Here is a 13775-nt window from a genome sequence, read left to right on the forward strand (position 1 = left end):
AACTACTCCAGACCGAGGTTGGCATCGATAGCTAGGATATCGGCCAGGGCAACGCCGGTCACGCCGTCAGCACAGCGCTTGCTCAGACCAGCCAGCACCTTGCCCGGACCGCATTCGGCGATCGTCGTGACCCCCATTGCGGCCATCGACTGAATCGTCTCAACCCAGCGAACCGGATTGTAGGCCTGGCGGACCAACGCATCCTTGATACGAACCGGATCGCTTTCGATGGTCACATCCACGTTGTTGATTACCGGAGTCGCCGGCACACGCAGCGTCAACTCAGCCAGGCGCGCCGCCAGTTTGTCGGCGGCAGGACGAATCAACGAGGAGTGGAAAGGTGCCGATACCGGCAAGGCCTTGACCATCTTGGCGCCGCGAGCCTTGCAGGCTTCCATGGCACGCTCGACGGCAGCCTTGTGACCGGCAATCACGGTCTGCCCCTGGGCATTGAAATTGACTGGCTCAACAACTTCACCTTGAGCCGCTTCGACGCAGGCTTCAGCAATACGGGCGTTGTCCAGCCCCAGCACCGCCGCCATACCTCCTGTTCCAAGCGGCACGGCGGCCTGCATGGCGGCAGCACGCAAGCGAACCAGCGGTACGGCCTCCTTGAGCTCAAGGACGTTGGCAGCGACCAGCGCCGAGTATTCGCCCAGGCTGTGACCGGCCAGAACGACGGGCTTGCGCCCGCCCTTTTCCAGCCACAGGCGCCAGGCAGCGATGCCTGCCGTCAACATCACCGGCTGGGTATTAACCGTCTGAGTCAGCACGTCGGCCGGCCCTTCGGCAACCATCGCCCAAAGGTCATCACCGAGAGCGGCCGAAGCTTCATCAAAGGTGGCGCGCACCACGGCGGAATCGCCGTAGGCAGCCATCATGCCAACGCTCTGCGAGCCTTGGCCGGGAAATACGAAAGCAAAAGACATGTTTGTCCGTCTCCTGAATCAGAATTCGAGCAGGGCAGCGCCCCAGGTAAAGCCTCCGCCAACGCCCTCCAGCAGCACTTTCTGGCCGCGCTGGATGCGTCCGTCACGCACCGCCTCATCGAGTGCCAGTGGCACCGAGGCTGCCGAGGTATTGCCGTGACGATCAACAGTCACGATGACCTTGCTACGATCGATACCTAGTTTTTTCCCCGTCGCATCGATGATGCGAATATTGGCCTGATGCGGAATCAGCCAGTCAACGTCACCGGTCTGAATGCCAGCCGAGTGACAGACTTCTTCGGCAACATCCGCCAGCACCCGGACAGCAAACTTGAAGACGGCAGGACCATCCATACGCAGGAATGGATCACCAGTTACCTGTCCGCCGCTAATCTGGCCGGGAACATTCAAAATGCCATTCTGGCTACCGTCGGCATGCATCGCCGTAGCGAGAATTCCAGGCGCATCTGAGGCTTCAAGCACGACAGCACCGGCACCGTCACCGAATAGCACGCAGGTGCCGCGATCGGTCCAGTCGAGGATCCGTGAAAAGACCTCGGCACCGATGATCAGCGCTTTTTTGTGACTACCGGAGCGAATAAATTTGTCGGCAATCCCCAGTGCATAGGTAAAACCGCTGCAAACCGCCTGTACATCAAAAGCCGCCGCCCCTTTGTTACCTAACTGCCCTTGAATCAGACAGGCGGTACTGGGGAAAATAAAGTCCGGCGTCGAGGTAGCGACAATGATCAGATCAATTTCGCTGGCTGCAACACCGGCCATTTCCAGAGCACGCTGCGCCGCCACCAAACCCAGTTCGCTGGAGGTAGTGCCCGGAGCAGCAAGGTAGCGACTGCGAATACCGGTACGCGTGACGATCCATTCATCATTGGTATCGATGCCACGCGCAGCCAGATCGTGGTTACTTACGGGGTTTCCGGGAAGGCAGCTGCCCGTACCGATCAGACGTGCATACATTCAGACACTCTCCACAGCGACGGCTTTAACCGCAGCCATCTGGGCCATACGCCCGGTAATACGTTCCAGAACACGATTTTCCGCAGCATCGAAGGCGCGCGAAATCGCGTTACCGAAGGCCATCACATCAGCCGAACCGTGGCTCTTGACTGAAATCCCCTTGAGTCCGAGAAGAATGGCCCCGTTGTAACGTCGATGGTCAAAACGCTTCTTGAAGTTATTGAGGACGGAAATGGCAATCAATGCGGCAATTTTTGTTAACCAGTTACGTTTGAACTCGCTACGCAACGAAGAGGCCAACATCTGCGCCAGACCTTCGGAAGTCTTCAAAGCAACATTACCGACAAAGCCGTCGCAAACGATCACATCGGCTTCGCCTTTGAAAATTCCGTCACCCTCGACATTACCGACAAAGTTGAGATCGGATCTACGCAACAGTTCGGCCGCCGCTTTGACAACCTCGTTGCCCTTGATCTCCTCCTCACCGATATTGAGGATGCCGACAGTCGGCCGATCCTTGTGCTCCATGGCGGCCACCAGCATGGCCCCCATGATGCCGAACTGCAGCAAATGTTCCGGCCCACAGTCGACGTTGGCGCCCAAGTCGAGCATGTGCGTATGACCGTTGATTGTCGGCAGTGGCGCGCAGATGGCGGGGCGATCGATGCCGGGCAGCATTTTCAGCACGAACCGGGAAATTGCCATCAGCGCCCCGGTATTGCCCGCAGAAACGCAGGCGTCAGCCTCCCCGGCCTTGACCAGGTTGACGGCGACGCGCATGGACGAGTCTTTCTTGCCGCGCAGGGCGAGCGATGGCGACTCGTCCATACCAACCACTTCCGAGGCATGGACCAGACGTAGACGAGGATTTTGGGCATGGCTGCCAAGCAAGGGGCGCAAAACCTCCTCCTGACCCACCAGGATGAGATTTGCTGCCGTTTGCTCCGCAAGAAACTGGATAGCCGCCGGAACCGTTACAGACGGCCCGTGGTCACCCCCCATGCAATCAATAGCAATGCGGGTTGTCATAACAAAAGAAAAGGCAGGCGGTCCGAAACGAACCGCCTGCCCCTTCAATGAACGATTACTCGCCCTTTGCCTTCAGGACTTTCTTGCCACGGTAAAACCCGTTGGGAGAAATGTGGTGACGCAGATGCGTCTCGCCCGTGGTCGGCTCGACAGCCAGCGGCGGTGCGACGAGGAAATCGTGAGCGCGATGCATACCACGCTTGGAAGGGGATTTTTTGTTCTGTTGAACGGCCATGTTGATACTCCAAAAAAATCAGTTCGGCTTGCCTTTAAGCCCGGCCAATGTTGCGAACGGATGAACCCGTTCGCCGGCATCGGCTGCGCCAGGCAAACCACATTTTTCGTGCCGCGGCGCGACTGGCAGAGCCAGGAGAATTTCATCCTCCACCAACTCAACCACATCCAGTTCGCGTGCCACCGGCAGGAAATCCCGGGTGTCGTCTTCCAGCTCATCTTGCGACAAGTCGGCGCCTTCAGGAACGAGTTCCAGCAAGCTGTCGACATCGAGTTCATGAGGAACGGCGTTCAGGCAGCGCTGACAGGCCAGCGGGATAACTCCCGAAACCTCCAGATGCAGCATGCACTCTCCGCGCGCCCCCTGAGACCCCTGAAGGCGGAAAGATACCTCTCCCTCCACCTCGGTCAGCAGATCATGCAGACGCTCAAGGACAGAGACTGGCAGCGTTCCCTCAAGAACACGGCCTTCCCTAGCAAAAACAAAAGCGTCTGAAATTCTTTTCAATGTTGAGCTGTTACGACTTAAACCCTAGATGATATTATTTTTGGCTTTCCAAGTCAAAACAAAGTGCTGCTTCAAGAAGTAATCGCAACACCTTGTTGTAACGAGCCTTTCATGCCACCAAAACTAATTCTCGCGTCAACCTCGCCCTACCGGCGGGAGTTGCTGGGCCGTCTCGGGCTGCCTTTTGAAGTCGCCAATCCGCAAACCGATGAAAGCCCCCTCGCCGGTGAAACACCTGAGGCCATGGCTTTGCGCCTGTCTGAAGCCAAGGCACGAGCAGTTGCCGAAGCATATCCGGATGCCCTGATCATCGGTAGCGACCAAGTCGCTACCGTCGATGGTGAAATTTATGGCAAGCCCGGCACCCACGAGCGCGCCGTCGAGCAACTGCGAGCCTTGTCGGGGAAAACCGTTAATTTTTTCACTGGCCTCTGCCTGTTCAACTCAAGGACCGGCGAAGCCGATGTGCATGGCGTTCCGACACTGGTAACTTTTCGCCAACTGCGCGACACGGAAATTGAGAACTACCTCCGCCGCGAGCCCGCCTACAACTGTGCCGGCTCGGCCAAATCCGAGGGCCTTGGCATCGCCCTGCTGAGCAGCATGAAGGGGGAAGATCCCAACGCCCTGGTTGGTTTGCCACTGATTGCGCTATGCGACATGCTGCGTCGCCAGGGCATGGCGATACTTTGATGCCGGGCACACTCTACCTGATACCCGTACCACTGGGACCGACGGCTCCAGCGGAATCCTTGCCAGCCAATGTATTGGCGACAATCAAGCCATTGACACATTTCGTCGTCGAACAGGCCAAGACAGCCCGCGCCTTTCTCAAGGCAGCGGGGACCGATACCCCCCTGCAGGAATTGACACTGGTGGAGCTTAACGAGCACACCAAGACGAACGAGCTCGACCTTCTGCTCGCTCCCTTGCGTACCGGCCACGACGTCGGCCTGCTCTCCGAGGCCGGCTGCCCCGCTGTCGCCGACCCCGGGGCAAATCTGGTGGGACTGGCGCAAAAGGAAAACATCCGCGTCGTTCCGCTCATCGGCCCCTCGTCGCTACTGCTCGCCCTAATGGCCTCAGGCTTGAATGGTCAGCGTTTTGCCTTTCAAGGCTACCTGCCGGCCAAGGAAGCCGACCGAAGCAAAGCCCTGAAAGAGCTCGAAAGCGAATCCAGAAAGCGGCAGCAAACGCAGATTTTCATCGAGACGCCATATCGCAACCGGCAAATGTTCGACAGCATCCTGCAAGCCTGCCAACCGGGAACTCGCCTGGCTGTCGCAACCGACCTCACGCTACCCGGCGAATCGGTACTGACGCGAACAATCCAGCAATGGAAAAAACAAACGCCGCCCGAAATCGAGCGGCGTCCGTCAGTTTTCCTTCTGCTCGCCTAAGCCGCTACTGAAAACGAACGCCCTGAGCGCTTTCCGAAAAGCCATTCCAGAATCCGGCAAAGGTGCTTGCCCCCAATCGCTTGGCAAAGCGTTCAGCGATATTGTCCTTGACCGAGTAATCAAGGACTTTTTCCGCCTTGATGACATCGCGCGCCACTGAATCCACGCTGCCAAAACCATCGGCAAGGCCAAGCTCGACGCTTTGCGCGCCCGTCCACATCAAGCCCGAGAACATCTCCGGGGATTCTTTCAGCCGCTTGCCGCGACCAGCCTTTACGACATCGATGAATTGCTGATGAATATCGTTGAGCAAAAGCTGCGCATGCTCCTTGTGCTGCGGAGCCTGAGGTGAAAACGGGTCGAGGAAGCCCTTGTTTGCACCGGCCGTCAGCAAGCGGCGCTCGACGCCCAACTTGTCCATCGTGCCGGTAAAACCAAAGCCATCCATCAGCACGCCAATCGAACCAACGATGCTGGCCTTGTCTACATAAATCTTGTCAGCCGCAGCGGCCACGTAGTAACCACCCGAAGCACACATATCCTCGACGACTGCGTATAACTGCTTGTCCGGATACTTGCCGCGCAAGCGCCGGATCTCGTCATTGACAATCCCGGCCTGAACCGGACTACCGCCCGGGCTATTGATGCGCAAGATTACTCCGACCGCATTCTTGGCCTCGAAAGCACCGTTGAGTGCCGCGATCAGATCTTCTCCGTTGGCCTCACCCTTGGCCTGGATGACGCCATTCAGATTGACCAGTGCCGTGTGGCGCTCCAAATGTTCGGCATCAGCCCCCCAATCGACAACCGCAACCATGACGACAAGCAGGTAGGCAAAGCCAAGAAACTTGAAAAATATTCCCCAGCGCCGCCGCAAGCGCTGCTCTTGCAGCGCCGAGAAGGCCAGTTTTTCCAGCGCCTGGCGTTCCCAGCCAGGTGCATTGTTGGGTGTTTGGGGGTTATCCATGATTATTCTGTTGATCCAAATATATGAGTCCTGCAATTTCGCGGACCCTTAGAGGTTTCAAACCTTTTCCCTGGCAGCGTCCACCGAGACATCTGCCGGATTCCGGAGCATAAAGTGCGCCATGAATCGAGCAAATCAAGTATAGCTTGGAATTATCAAAGAACTCCCCTGGTTGCCAATCAAGCTCCGCCGGAACATGTGCACATTCATTCAAATAGGCATAAACACCACCCTTGTAGCGAATGACGAAGGCTGGCACATCCTGTTGATGACGCCTTATCGTGAACCTGACCCCCTTGCCCGCCTCGACCACTTCATGACTGGCGCAGATCAGGCGAAGTTCTTCAGCCACAGATCAAGCTCCTGAACCGTATGCAGACAAGCCAGCGGTTTGCACTCCAGCAAGTGGTCATGGGGATGCGCACCATAGGTCACCGCCAGACTATCGACACCGGCATTGCTGGCCATCAACAGGTCGTGCGAGGTATCGCCGATCATTATCGTCGCCCCGGCAGCAATCCCGCATTCCGCCATCAGCTCTTCCAGCATCTGTGGATGCGGCTTGGAATGACATTCGTCGGCGCAGCGCGAAGTCTGAAACAGCGGACGCAACCCGGAATGATCAAGCGTCCGGTCAAGACCAGGACGACCTTTTCCCGTCGCGACCGCCAGGACATGCCCGGCGGCCTGCAGGCGAGCCAGCATTTCACGCACCCCGACAAACAGATTCAACTCGTGATCGCTTGACAGGTAATGAAAGCGATAACGCTCGATCATTTCCTGATAGCGCTCAAGCGGCAGATCGGGAACCGCATGGCGCAAGGCATCAGACAAGCCAAGCCCGATCACATGGCGGGCGCGCGTATCATCCGGAATCGCCAGACCAAGGTCGCGACAGGCCGACTGTATGGCGTTAACAATGGCCCCCGCCGAATCGAGCAAGGTGCCATCCCAATCAAAAACGACCAGTTCGTATTTCATTGACTTCAACAACCCTTCGCCAAAATATCCGCCAGATTCTCGGCGGTGAATTCTCGTACATTTTGCTGGTCGACCACCGCGATGTAGCTCCTTATGCCGTCCGGCAGAGGCGCGACGCACTCCAGCAGCGCCGCCGAAAGCGGATGTCGAAACGCCATGCGCCAAGCGTGCAGCGCCATGCGTTTGAGGCCGTTACGCTTGCTCTCTCGATTCAGAGCGAAATCACCATATTTTTCGTCACCGAGAATGGGAAAACCAAGGTGCGCCAGATGGACACGAATTTGATGGGTCCGTCCGGTTTTTAGCTGGGCTTCAAGCAAGCTCATCTCCGGCCAGCGCGCCAGCAGGCGAAACACCGTATGCGATGGCTTGCCCTCAGGGTTCACCGAGACGCGGCGCTCACCACTGTCCGTCAGATATTTATACAGCGGCAACTTGACGTGTTGGGTCGTGTTCATCCAGCGCCCCTTGACCAGAACCAGGTAACGCTTGTCCGCCCCGGCCCCGTGCTCACGGAACATGTCGTGGAGCGCCGTCAATGCCAGCCGCTTCTTGCCGACCAGCAGCACACCCGAGGTTTCACGGTCGAGGCGGTGGGCCAACTCAAGGAACTTGGCTTGCGGCCGTTGCCGACGCAGTGCCTCAATAACGCCAAAACTGACCCCGCTACCGCCGTGCACCGCAATCCCTTCCGGTTTGTCGATCACCAGCATGGATTCATCTTCGTAAATGATCGGCAGATCGACCCGTTGCTTGGCGGCTTCGTCGACCTCATTCTGCGGCCGTTCGGCAATGCGAATAGGTGGAACGCGCAGTTTATCGCCGGCGCACAGGCGGTAGGTCGCATCGACCCGGCCGCTATTTACCCGCACCTCGCCACTACGCAGAATGCGGTAAAGATGGCTTTTTGGAACACCCTTGCAATGCCGGATCAGGAAGTTATCCAATCGCTGGCCCTGCTGCTCTTCGTCGATCACCAGATGGGTGACTGAATAGTTACCAGCGCTGTTCATTTTCTAATATACTGCCCACGTTTTACGTCTCAGTTTGCAAGAGATTCAGAACCGTCAGACCGTTTGCCTCGTGCATAAAGCGCGACTGCCACGCGGCAGGCTCCGAAGCCTCACTTGTGCGACTTGTACAAGCCAGACCAACGTAAAACGACTGGTTAAGTTCACTCACCAAAAGTAGTGATGTTAATGGATTAGCCCGCCGTAAGCACGCACGGATTGCCCGTTGCAGGAATTTTCAGGTTGCGCATTTCAATAAAAAACACGCGACCGTTTGTTGATCAGCACTTTCATCATCGCCTTTGCCATTTACCCATGACGCAACCCGATAACTGAAACTGTCGCTGCCTGTACGGGTGTTCCGTTGCAGCGTGCCCAAGCGCGCTGGAGCCCCAATACAATGAAACGCATGCTATTCAATGCGACACAGGCGGAAGAACTCCGTGTCGCCATTGTCGATGGTCAGAAACTGATTGATCTCGACATTGAGTCCGCCGCCAAAGAGCAACGCAAGAGCAACATTTACAAGGGTGTCATTACCCGCATCGAACCCAGCCTCGAAGCGTGCTTCGTCGACTACGGTGCCGATCGCCATGGTTTTCTCCCATTCAAGGAAATTTCTCGCGCCTACTTCCAACCCGGCGTCGAGGTAAGTCGCGCCAAGATCAACGAAGCGCTGAAAGAAGGCCAGGAACTGATCGTTCAGGTCGACAAGGACGAGCGTGGCAACAAGGGCGCCGCCCTGACCACCTACGTTTCGCTGGCCGGCCGATATCTGGTCCTGATGCCGAACAATCCGCGCGGCGGCGGCGTTTCCCGTCGCGTTGACGGCGACGAGCGCACCGAACTGCGCGAAGTCATGGATCAGCTTGAAGTCCCCAACGGCATGAGCCTGATCGCCCGCACCGCTGCCATCGGCCGCCAATCCGAAGAATTGCAGTGGGACTTGAACTACCTGCTGCAACTTTGGACCGCCATCGAAGGTGCCGCCAAGCAGCAAAACGGCGCCTTCCTGATTTACCTAGAAGGTAGCTTGGTCATTCGTGCCATTCGCGACTACTTCCATTCGGAAATCGGCGAAATCCTCATCGACACCGACGAAGTCTATGACCAGGCTCGCGCCTTCATGGGTACGGTGATGCCGGCCAACATCAATCGCGTCAAGCGCTATCGCGACGATGTTCCCCTGTTCTCACGCTTCCAGATCGAGCACCAGATCGAAACGGCGTTTGTCCGTCAGGTCAACCTGCCGTCCGGTGGCGCCATCGTCATTGACCATACCGAAGCACTGGTTGCGGTCGACGTCAACTCAGGTCGCGCCACCAAGGGTGCCGACATCGAGGAAACCGCCTTCAAGACCAATCTGGAAGCGGCTGAAGAGCTGGCCCGCCAGTTGCGCCTGCGCGACCTTGGCGGCCTGATCGTCATCGACTTCATCGACATGGAAAACCAGCGCAACCAGCGCGAGGTCGAAAACCGCCTGCGCGATGCGCTGCGTTTCGACCGGGCCCGTGTTCAGATGGGCAAGATCAGCCGCTTCGGCCTGATGGAACTGTCCCGTCAGCGCCTGCGCCCTGCCCTGGCGGAAACCAGCTACATCTCCTGCCCGCGCTGTACAGGCACCGGCCACATCCGCTCCACCGAATCCGCTGCGTTGCACATCCTGCGCATCCTGGAGGAAGAGGCGATGAAGGAAAACACCGGTGCCGTGCATGTCCAAGTCCCGGTCGATGTCGCTACCTTCCTGCTCAACGAAAAGCGCCCGGATATCCAGGCCGTCGAGCTGCGCCACAAGGTCACCATCCTGCTGATTCCAAACGTTCATCTCGAAACCCCGGCGCACACGATTACCCGCCTGCGCCACGATGACCTGAACAACGAGGAAATCCGCGAGCCGTCCTACAAGATGGTCGACATGCCGCTGGAGGAAGCCATCAAGCAAGCGACCCAGATGGAAGCCGCCAAACCCCGTCAGGAAGCGGTCGTCAAGGGCATCTCTCCGGATCAGCCGGCCCCGATGATGGCCGAAAGAATTGTTGAAGTCGCCTCAACGACTCCAGCCCAGAGCGATAGCGGCTTGATCTCCAAGATCATGTCCTGGTTCCGCACCCCGCCGAAGGCGGTTGAACCGGCTCCGGCGCCCGCTCCGGCGAAAAAAGCCCGCGAGGGCCGTAACGATGGTCGTCGTGAGCGCGGTGAAGGGCGTGGCGATAATCGCCGCGGTGGCCGCAACGGCAATCAGGAGCGCGGCGAGCGCAGTGAGCGTCCGGAACGAGGCAATCGCAACGAACGCAACGCCGAAAAGGCTCCGCGCGAGGAGTCGACCGCAGCCACCGGCGAACGCCCGGAACGTCAGGAACGCCGTCCGCGTGGTGAACGCAAGGAGCGCCGCGAGCGCCAGCAACCGGAAGTCGTCGAAAACAAGTTGACGCCTGAAGTTGCAGCTGCCGAGGTTACGGCGAACAATGCGGCGATCAACGCCCCCGAAGGTCAGGAAAGCGGCAACGGAGAAGAACAAGGCGCCCGTCGCCGTGGTCGCCGTGGCGGCCGTGGTCGTAGCGAACGTCGCAACGAAACCGACAGCGCCACCGCGGCACCGGTTGCCCAGGACAACAGCTCGATGGCCGACGAAGCCATTGCTCCGCCGGTCAGCCAGGAGCCACTGGTTGTCGTAATCCCGGCCGCCGAAGCCGAAGCTCCTGCTCCGGTCGAAGCGTCTGCCCCGGCAGCGCAGCCTGAAGTCGTTGCGGAAGTCCCGCCAGTCGAGGAAAAACCTGCACCGGTCGTCGCTGAAATCGCATCGGTTGCTATTGAACCCGCCCCCGTTGTTGCTGCACCGGTTGAAGCTGTCGCAGTTGAGATTGTGGAAACCGTTGAAGTTGCAGCCCCACCGGCACCGACCGTAGTCGTTGCGACAGTCGATCTGGAAAAATCCCTGGTCGAAAGCGGCCTGGTATTGGTCCAGACCACGGCACCGGCAGTTATCGCCCAGGAACCGCCGGTCAAGCTTGGTCGTCCGCGCAAGCAGAAGCCGGCTGGCGAACAGGCCGAGGCAGCACCGCTGGTGATGGTTGAAACAGGCAAGTAAAACGCCTGCACTAAAAAAGAAGGGGCGCCCATGGGTGCCCCTTCTTTTTGTCTATCGCACGAGATCGCTATGGCTTACCGAGTCTTCCCCTGATTTCATCGATCAGCCCCTGGGCGCCGTCTTCGACCATATCGAGCACCAGATCGAAGCCGTGACCGAGACCGTAATACGGATCAGGAACCTCCTCATCATCAAAGTTCTTGGCAAACTCCATGAACAGTTTGATGCGTGTCTTTTGCTCCGGCGTTGCCATGCGAAGCAGGTTTTCAAGATTGCTCCTGTCCATCGCCAGGATCAGGTCGAAATAGTCGAGATCCTGCCGGGCGACCTTGCGGGCACGAAACTGGGTAAGGTTGTAGCCACGGGCGGCGGCGGCGCGCTGCGTCCGCGCATCGGGAGCTTCACCGACGTGGTAACCGTGGGTTCCCGCAGAGTCGACTTCGACCCTATCACCTAATTTATTATTTTTTATATACTGCCTGAGGACCCCTTCCGCCGTTGGGGAACGACAGATGTTGCCCATACAGACGAGCAGCACGCGAAAGCTCATTTTGTCTCATCTCCGTCAGGGTCGTGCTGCGCCGCGCCGAATACCCGCTCCCTGAGCCGGAACAGATCATCGCGGGCTGCCGCCGCTTTTTCGAATTCCAGGTTTCTCGCGCACTCCAACATCAATTTCTCGAGCCGTTTGATCTCCCTGGCTACTGTCTTCTCATCCATTGCCTCATATACGGCCTGCTGCTGAGCTGCCTTCAATTCGGTCTGGGCGGATTCCGCATCATAAACGCCGTCGATGATGTCCTTGATTTTCTTGGACACCCCGCGCGGCGTAATGCCGTGCTCCGCATTGAAAGTAATCTGTTTTTCCCGCCGCCGCTCGGTTTCGGCAATCGCACGCTGCATGGATTTTGTAATCGTATCAGCATAAAGGATTGCCGTGCCATTGAGATGGCGCGCGGCGCGGCCCATGGTTTGAATCAGCGAGCGCTCTGAACGCAAAAAGCCTTCCTTGTCGGCATCCAGAATAGCAACCAGGGATACCTCGGGAATATCCAGCCCTTCGCGCAGCAGATTGATGCCGACCAGCACGTCGAACTCACCCAGACGCAGATCACGGATGATTTCCACGCGCTCGACGGTATCGATGTCTGAGTGCAGATAGCGGACCTTGATGCCATTATCGGCCAGGAAATCGGTCAGATCCTCAGCCATGCGTTTGGTCAACGTCGTCACCAGAACTCGTTCGCCGAGTGCGATACGTTTTTTGCTCTCGGCCAGCAAATCGTCGACCTGTGTCGATGCCGAACGCACCAACACCTCCGGATCAACCAACCCGGTCGGCCGGGCCACCTGCTCAACGACCTGCCCGGCATGCTCATTTTCGTAATCGGCAGGCGTCGCGGAAACGAAAATGGTCTGCCGCAAATGCGCCTCGAACTCGCTGAACTTCAATGGCCGGTTGTCGAGCGCCGACGGCAGGCGGAAGCCGTAATCGACCAGATTTTCCTTGCGCGATCGGTCACCTTTGTACATCGCACCAACCTGGCCGATCGAGACATGCGATTCGTCGATGAACATCAAGGCATCCGAAGGCAGGTAGTCGATCAGGGTCGGCGGCGATTCGCCCGGCTTGCGCCCGGAAAAATGCCGCGAGTAATTTTCGATCCCTTTGCAGAAACCGATCTGGTCGAGCAATTCGAGGTCAAATTTGGTGCGTTGCTCGATGCGCTGAGCTTCGACCAGCTTGTTGTTCCGGGTGAAGAAATCGATACGTTCGCGCAATTCATCCTTGATCGCCTCGATGGCACGAACAACCGTGGCCCGGGGCGTCACGTAATGCGAAGCCGGGAAAACGGTAAACCGCAGCGCCTTGTGCAGCAAATGGCCGGTCAGCGGATCGAAGAACTGCAGGCTTTCGATTTCGTCGTCGAACAGCGAGACACGGATGGCATGCTCGGCATGCTCGGCAGGAAAAATATCGATGATGTCGCCACGCACGCGGAAAATGCCGCGATGGAAATCGACATCGTTGCGTTCGTACTGCATGTCGATCAGGCGCTTGACGATGGCCCGCTGATCCAGGCGATCCCCGACACGCATGGTCAGGATCATGTTGTGGTACTCGTCACGGTCGCCGAGACCGTAGATGCAGGAGACGGTCGCGACGATCACTACGTCGCGCCGCTCGATCAGGCTCTTGGTGGCCGACAGGCGCATCTGCTCGATGTGGTCGTTGATCGAGCTGTCCTTCTCAATGAAAAGGTCGCGCGAAGGCACATAGGCTTCCGGCTGGTAGTAGTCGTAGTAGGAGACGAAATACTCGACGGCGTTTTCCGGGAAGAACTCCTTGAACTCCGAATAGAGCTGGGCGGCCAGCGTCTTGTTCGGGGCGAGGACCAGCGCCGGACGGCCGGTCCGGGCGATGACATTGGCCATCGTGTAGGTTTTCCCCGAGCCGGTCACACCGAGCAGCGTTTGATAGGACAACCCATCCTCCAGGCCTTCGACCAACAGGCGAATCGCCTCGGGCTGGTCGCCAGCCGGTGGAAACGGTTGATGCAATCGATACGGGCTGCCTTCAAAACAGACAACCGGGATACTGGTCTTGGTTTCGCTCATGCTAAAATTCTTCGGTTTTCCTCGCGCGGCAA

14 protein-coding genes are annotated in these 13775 nt (G+C 58.0%); 3 read left to right on the forward strand and 11 right to left on the reverse strand.

The window, feature by feature from the left end; all coding sequences use genetic code 11:
* Nucleotides 1-2: 2 nt before the first annotated feature.
* From fabD to KI611_RS11705, 5 genes are read right to left on the reverse strand one after another with little or no spacing between them, the layout of a single operon-like run.
* Nucleotides 3-929 carry an ACP S-malonyltransferase gene (fabD, locus tag KI611_RS11685; protein ID WP_226414990.1) on the reverse strand — a complete coding sequence of 309 codons (927 nt, stop codon included), beginning with the start codon at nucleotides 927-929 and terminating at the stop codon, nucleotides 3-5.
* 18 nt (nucleotides 930-947) lie between these two features.
* On the reverse strand, nucleotides 948-1907 hold the full coding sequence (locus KI611_RS11690) for a beta-ketoacyl-ACP synthase III (RefSeq protein ID WP_226414994.1): 960 nt from the start codon (nucleotides 1905-1907) through the stop codon (nucleotides 948-950).
* Nucleotides 1908-2936, reverse strand: a complete 1029-nt coding sequence (plsX, locus tag KI611_RS11695) for a phosphate acyltransferase PlsX (protein ID WP_226414997.1) — start codon at nucleotides 2934-2936, stop codon at nucleotides 1908-1910.
* A gap of 55 nt (nucleotides 2937-2991) precedes the next feature.
* The gene (rpmF, locus tag KI611_RS11700) at nucleotides 2992-3171 is read right to left on the reverse strand and encodes a 50S ribosomal protein L32 (protein WP_203466559.1); all 180 of its coding nucleotides are present in this window, start codon (nucleotides 3169-3171) and stop codon (nucleotides 2992-2994) included.
* Nucleotides 3172-3189: 18 nt separating this feature from the next.
* Nucleotides 3190-3516, reverse strand: coding sequence for a YceD family protein (locus tag KI611_RS11705; protein WP_226415001.1), 327 nt, complete (start codon nucleotides 3514-3516; stop codon nucleotides 3190-3192).
* Between the two features lie 273 nt (nucleotides 3517-3789).
* On the opposite strand from KI611_RS11705, the gene KI611_RS11710 reads away from it, so the two are divergent.
* Both KI611_RS11710 and KI611_RS11715 read left to right on the forward strand, forming a co-directional pair.
* Nucleotides 3790-4371 carry a Maf family nucleotide pyrophosphatase gene (locus KI611_RS11710; protein ID WP_226415005.1) on the forward strand — a complete coding sequence of 194 codons (582 nt, stop codon included), beginning with the start codon at nucleotides 3790-3792 and terminating at the stop codon, nucleotides 4369-4371.
* Nucleotides 4371-5078, forward strand: coding sequence for an SAM-dependent methyltransferase (locus tag KI611_RS11715; RefSeq protein WP_226415008.1), 708 nt, complete (start codon nucleotides 4371-4373; stop codon nucleotides 5076-5078). Before KI611_RS11710 ends, KI611_RS11715 begins: the two co-directional genes overlap by 1 nt.
* A 4-nt stretch (nucleotides 5079-5082) precedes the next feature.
* On the opposite strand, the gene KI611_RS11720 is transcribed toward KI611_RS11715, so the two are convergent.
* Genes KI611_RS11720 through KI611_RS11735 form a run of 4 tightly spaced genes read right to left on the reverse strand, consistent with a single transcriptional unit; the run spans nucleotide 5083 to nucleotide 8039 of the window.
* Nucleotides 5083-6045 carry a S49 family peptidase gene (locus tag KI611_RS11720; RefSeq protein WP_226415012.1) on the reverse strand — a complete coding sequence of 321 codons (963 nt, stop codon included), beginning with the start codon at nucleotides 6043-6045 and terminating at the stop codon, nucleotides 5083-5085.
* A complete protein-coding gene (locus tag KI611_RS11725) occupies nucleotides 6038-6397 on the reverse strand; it encodes a Rieske (2Fe-2S) protein (protein WP_226415016.1) in 360 nt (119 codons plus the stop codon). Before KI611_RS11725 ends, KI611_RS11720 begins: the two co-directional genes overlap by 8 nt.
* Nucleotides 6376-7026 carry an HAD-IA family hydrolase gene (locus tag KI611_RS11730; protein ID WP_226415021.1) on the reverse strand — a complete coding sequence of 217 codons (651 nt, stop codon included), beginning with the start codon at nucleotides 7024-7026 and terminating at the stop codon, nucleotides 6376-6378. The genes KI611_RS11725 and KI611_RS11730 overlap by 22 nt, the downstream gene beginning before the upstream one ends.
* A gap of 5 nt (nucleotides 7027-7031) precedes the next feature.
* Nucleotides 7032-8039 (reverse strand): RluA family pseudouridine synthase, encoded by a 1008-nt coding sequence (locus KI611_RS11735; RefSeq protein WP_226415047.1) that lies wholly within the window; start codon nucleotides 8037-8039, stop codon nucleotides 7032-7034.
* A gap of 397 nt (nucleotides 8040-8436) precedes the next feature.
* On the opposite strand from KI611_RS11735, the gene KI611_RS11740 reads away from it, so the two are divergent.
* Nucleotides 8437-11124, forward strand: coding sequence for an Rne/Rng family ribonuclease (locus tag KI611_RS11740; RefSeq protein WP_226415051.1), 2688 nt, complete (start codon nucleotides 8437-8439; stop codon nucleotides 11122-11124).
* A gap of 67 nt (nucleotides 11125-11191) precedes the next feature.
* Here the strand turns inward: KI611_RS11740 and KI611_RS11745 are convergent, their stop codons facing one another.
* On the reverse strand, nucleotides 11192-11674 hold the full coding sequence (locus KI611_RS11745; protein WP_226415054.1) for a low molecular weight protein-tyrosine-phosphatase: 483 nt from the start codon (nucleotides 11672-11674) through the stop codon (nucleotides 11192-11194).
* A complete protein-coding gene (gene uvrB, locus KI611_RS11750; RefSeq protein WP_226415058.1) occupies nucleotides 11671-13743 on the reverse strand; it encodes an excinuclease ABC subunit UvrB in 2073 nt (690 codons plus the stop codon). Before uvrB ends, KI611_RS11745 begins: the two co-directional genes overlap by 4 nt.
* Nucleotides 13744-13775: the final 32 nt, after the last annotated feature.

Origin of the sequence: Dechloromonas denitrificans, from assembly GCF_020510685.1 — a bacterium.
In the GTDB taxonomy this organism is placed as follows: Bacteria; Pseudomonadota; Gammaproteobacteria; order Burkholderiales; family Rhodocyclaceae; genus Azonexus; species Azonexus denitrificans_A.

Excerpts from the sequence above, each read along its gene's own strand:
- plsX (WP_226414997.1), bottom strand. The coding sequence starts at position 2,936 with ATGACAACCCGCATTGCTATTGATTGCATGGGGGGTGACCACGGGCCG.
- fabD (WP_226414990.1), bottom strand. The coding sequence starts at position 929 with ATGTCTTTTGCTTTCGTATTTCCCGGCCAAGGCTCGCAGAGCGTTGGC.
- KI611_RS11720 (WP_226415012.1), bottom strand. The coding sequence starts at position 6,045 with ATGGATAACCCCCAAACACCCAACAATGCACCTGGCTGGGAACGCCAG.
- KI611_RS11745 (WP_226415054.1), bottom strand. The coding sequence starts at position 11,674 with ATGAGCTTTCGCGTGCTGCTCGTCTGTATGGGCAACATCTGTCGTTCC.
- KI611_RS11710 (WP_226415005.1), top strand. The coding sequence starts at position 3,790 with ATGCCACCAAAACTAATTCTCGCGTCAACCTCGCCCTACCGGCGGGAG.
- KI611_RS11735 (WP_226415047.1), bottom strand. The coding sequence starts at position 8,039 with ATGAACAGCGCTGGTAACTATTCAGTCACCCATCTGGTGATCGACGAA.
- rpmF (WP_203466559.1), bottom strand. The coding sequence starts at position 3,171 with ATGGCCGTTCAACAGAACAAAAAATCCCCTTCCAAGCGTGGTATGCAT.
- KI611_RS11705 (WP_226415001.1), bottom strand. The coding sequence starts at position 3,516 with ATGCTGCATCTGGAGGTTTCGGGAGTTATCCCGCTGGCCTGTCAGCGC.
- uvrB (WP_226415058.1), bottom strand. The coding sequence starts at position 13,743 with ATGAGCGAAACCAAGACCAGTATCCCGGTTGTCTGTTTTGAAGGCAGC.
- KI611_RS11730 (WP_226415021.1), bottom strand. The coding sequence starts at position 7,026 with ATGAAATACGAACTGGTCGTTTTTGATTGGGATGGCACCTTGCTCGAT.
- KI611_RS11715 (WP_226415008.1), top strand. The coding sequence starts at position 4,371 with ATGCCGGGCACACTCTACCTGATACCCGTACCACTGGGACCGACGGCT.
- KI611_RS11690 (WP_226414994.1), bottom strand. The coding sequence starts at position 1,907 with ATGTATGCACGTCTGATCGGTACGGGCAGCTGCCTTCCCGGAAACCCC.
- KI611_RS11740 (WP_226415051.1), top strand. The coding sequence starts at position 8,437 with ATGAAACGCATGCTATTCAATGCGACACAGGCGGAAGAACTCCGTGTC.